The sequence below is a fragment of the Reyranella sp. genome, assembly GCF_050185545.1.
In the GTDB taxonomy this organism is placed as follows: domain Bacteria; phylum Pseudomonadota; class Alphaproteobacteria; order Reyranellales; family Reyranellaceae; genus Reyranella.
In genome coordinates this window covers 1-3354 of record NZ_JBFWZI010000350.1, presented here as the reverse complement: position 1 = coordinate 3354, position 3354 = coordinate 1, and the positions used below count along the sequence as shown (strand labels likewise).

Here is a 3354-nt window from a genome sequence, read left to right as displayed (position 1 = left end):
GGCGCAGACGAAGGGTGTCCCGCGGTGTCATCCACAAGCCATGTCAGGGACGCGTGGCGTGAAAGCCTAGCACGGCAGGGTGCAAGACCAGTGTGAAACGGATCACAATAGTCCGTTCAAGAAAATCCCCTGAACGCGACGCGAGCGCACTCGAACCTGATCAGAATGAGTCCATTCTGGTACTCGATTGGGGCTCTTTCCGTGGGGCCCGTATTGACATCGCGATGATCCCGCCTAGCTTGGCAGAGGCTGGCGACGAAGCGTCACCAGCGAACGCGCAGCATCAGGGAGGATGGATCATGCGCAAGCCTGCGGTCGTGGCCGGTCGGCATCGGAGTCACATCCAGCGGTTCGGCACCTGTGGCACGGCGGCGACCCGGCTGATGGTCACCCCCACGCTGACGCAAGACACCCGACTGACGCAAAAGGACCCCGGCTCCTCATTTTGCGTCAGTCGCAAGTGCTTGATTTCAAAAGGGCACTGACGCAAAGACGCAAATGACGCAAAATCGGGCCGTGAAAAGTTTGCGGCGTGAGATCTCTCTCCGTTTACCGTCCTCCGAGCTCATCGCCGGCGAGCGCGGGCAGGCCTCGCAGCAAGCTCAGTTCAGCCGCGCCGCCTGCGCCATCACCTCGATCGCCTCGGGCTGGCGCGAGCGCACGCTGAGCGAGTCGGCGCCGCAATCCTCCCAGGCGCGATAGCGCTCGCGGATGCGGGCGGCCGGGCCGACCAGCGACTTGAGGTCGACCCATTCGTCGGGCACGGCGGCGATGGCCTCGTCCTTATGGCCCGCGAGGTAAAGCTCCTGGATGCGCCTGGCGGCGTCGCCGAAGCCGCGGCGCACCATGATGTCGTTGTGGAAGTTCTTCGTCCGGTGGCCCATGCCGCCGACATAGAGCGCCACTTCCGGCTTCAGCCGGGCGAGCGCCGCCTTGACGTCGTTGTCGACCTCGACGTGGACCGAGGCCTGGATGGTGAAATCCTTGAAGCTCTTGCCGTTGCCGGCCCGGCGGAAGCCCTCCTCGAGCCATGGCCGGAACTCTTCCATCGCGCCCGGCACGAAGCCCATGGGCAGCCAGCCGTCGGCGATCTCCGCAGTCAGCTTGACGGTCGATTCGTTGCCGGTCGCGAGATAGATCGGGATGTCGGGGTTCATGTGCAGGATCGACTTCAACGGCTTGGCCAGCCCGGCTGAGCCGGGCCCGGTGTAGGGCAGCGCGATCTCGCGCCCGTCGTGGGTCACGGGGGCCTCGCGAGCGAAGATCTTGCGCATGATCGCCACGTAGTCGCGCATGCGCCAGTAGGGCTTGCCCCACGGTTGGCCGTACCAGCCCTCGACGATCTGCGGGCCGGAGACGCCGAGCCCGGCGATGAAGCGGCCGCCGCCCGCCATGGCGTCGACGGTCGCCGCCGACATGGCGGCGTTGGCCGGCGTGCGCGCGGCAAGCTGCATGATCCCGGTGCCGAGCTTGATGCGGCTGGTGTGCGCGGCCAGGAACGCCAGCGGCGTCACCGCATCGGAGCCGTAGGCCTCCGCCGTCCACACCGAATCGTAGCCGAGCTCCTCGGCGCGCTGCACCAGCTTCACCGGGATGTCGAGATTGGCGCGGGAGTAGCCGATGGCGAGGCCGAGTTTCATTGCGTTTCCCCCTGCGAACGTGCGGATCTGTCTGCAGGGTCCTTCTGGACCACATGCCGCTCAAAGGAAAGGTCCCTCCCGGACCGCGGGCGTCCCGCCGCTCATGGCGATGATGAGCGGGCGGGACGCCCGCGTCCAAGAAGGGCCTTTGCCTTCGTCGGAGCGCAGATCACGAATCCTGCTGGAGGTGGTCGCGTTGCGTCGTTCCGGCATAGTCACGCCTGAAACGGCCACGGCGCTGCAACTCCGGCACGACGAGATCGACGAATTCCTCGATCGCGCCCGGGCAGTAGATCGGCGACAGCATGAAGCCGTCGCCGCCGACGGCGTCGAAATAGGCTTCGAGCTGGTCGGCGATGTCGGTCGGCGTGCCGACCATCTGCGGCAGCCCGACGCTCTGGCCGTGGTTCTGCGCCACCTCGCGCAAGGTCAGCAGCTCGCCCGTCATGGTGCGGTAGCGCGTCTGCATGCGCTGCAGCTTGGGTTCCGTGCGATGCGCCATGATGGTGTCGAGCGGCAGCTGCGCCAGGTCGAAGTCGAGGTGACCCGACAGGATGGCGAGCCCACCCTCGAGAGGGACCAGGGCATTGTGCTCGGCCTGCCGATTCTCGGCTTCGGCGCGCGACGCGCCGATGATCGGCTGGACCCCGAACAGGATCTTGCAGGCATGGGTTGGGCGGCCGGCCTCGACGACGCCGCGCTTGATGTCGTCGTAGTAGGCCTTGGCGCCGGCGAGGTTGGGCTGGATGGCGAAGATCGCGTCGGCGTGGCGGGCGGCGAAGGTGCGGCCCTTGCCCGACGTACCGGCCTGCAGGATGGCGGGTCCGCCTTGCGGCGAGGGCACGACATTGAGTGGCCCGCGCGATTTGAAGAAGCGGCCGACATGCTCGATGCGGTGCACCTTTTCGGGATCGGCGAACAGGCCCTTGGCCCGATCCATGACCACCGCGTCCGCCTCCCAGCTGCTCCACAGCTTGCGGCAGACCTCGACGAATTCCTCGGCGCGATCGTAGCGTTCGTCGACCGGCCGCAGCTCCTCGCCGAAATTGGCCGACTGGTTGTGGTTGAGCGTGGTCACGACATTCCACGCCGCGCGCCCGCGAGTCAGATGGTCGAGCGTCGCCCACAGCCGCGCCGCGTGGAACGGATGCTGGTGGCTGACCGAGTAGGTGGCGCCGAGGCCGATCCGCGTCGTGACGGCGGCCATGAACGAGAGCAGCGGGATCGGGTCGTGCTCGGGCGCCTGGGTGGCGTTGCGCAGGGCGGGGGCGAGCGAGCCGCAATAGGTGTCGGAGACGTAGTTGAGATCGGCGAAGAACAGCATGTCGAGCTTGCCGCGCTCGCAGACCCGGGCGATGTGCTGGTAGAGGTCGGGCCGCGCCCAGTCGTAGCCGGCCGCCGCGGTCCGCGGATGCCGCCACATCGCCAGGCTGTGATAGGTCGGCCCGTGCACCAGGAACTGCGCCAGGTGCATCATCGGCTTCTTCAAGACGGCGTCCTCCCGAGGGGACAGTAGCACGCTCCGGGAGGGGGTCATGCTCTCTTGGACCGCGGGCGTCTCGCCCGCTCATGTCATGATATGAGCGGGCGAGACGCCCGCGGTCCGGAAGACGCATGACCCCATCGTTGCCGTAAGACGGCGACACCTCCCCACGCGGGGCGTGGGGAGGAGAATGATCATGGCGCACCCGCCCATTGATCCAGATCAAAACTC

2 protein-coding genes are annotated in these 3354 nt (G+C 66.9%); both read right to left on the bottom strand.

Going from position 1 to position 3354, the window contains the following annotated elements:
• Window positions 1-602 precede the first annotated feature (602 nt).
• Window positions 603-1640 (bottom strand): LLM class F420-dependent oxidoreductase, encoded by a 1038-nt coding sequence (locus tag AB7O82_RS37870; protein WP_428621911.1) that lies wholly within the window; start codon window positions 1638-1640, stop codon window positions 603-605.
• 169 nt (window positions 1641-1809) lie between these two features.
• Window positions 1810-3129 carry an LLM class flavin-dependent oxidoreductase gene (locus AB7O82_RS37865; protein WP_428621909.1) on the bottom strand — a complete coding sequence of 440 codons (1320 nt, stop codon included), beginning with the start codon at window positions 3127-3129 and terminating at the stop codon, window positions 1810-1812.
• Window positions 3130-3354: the final 225 nt, after the last annotated feature.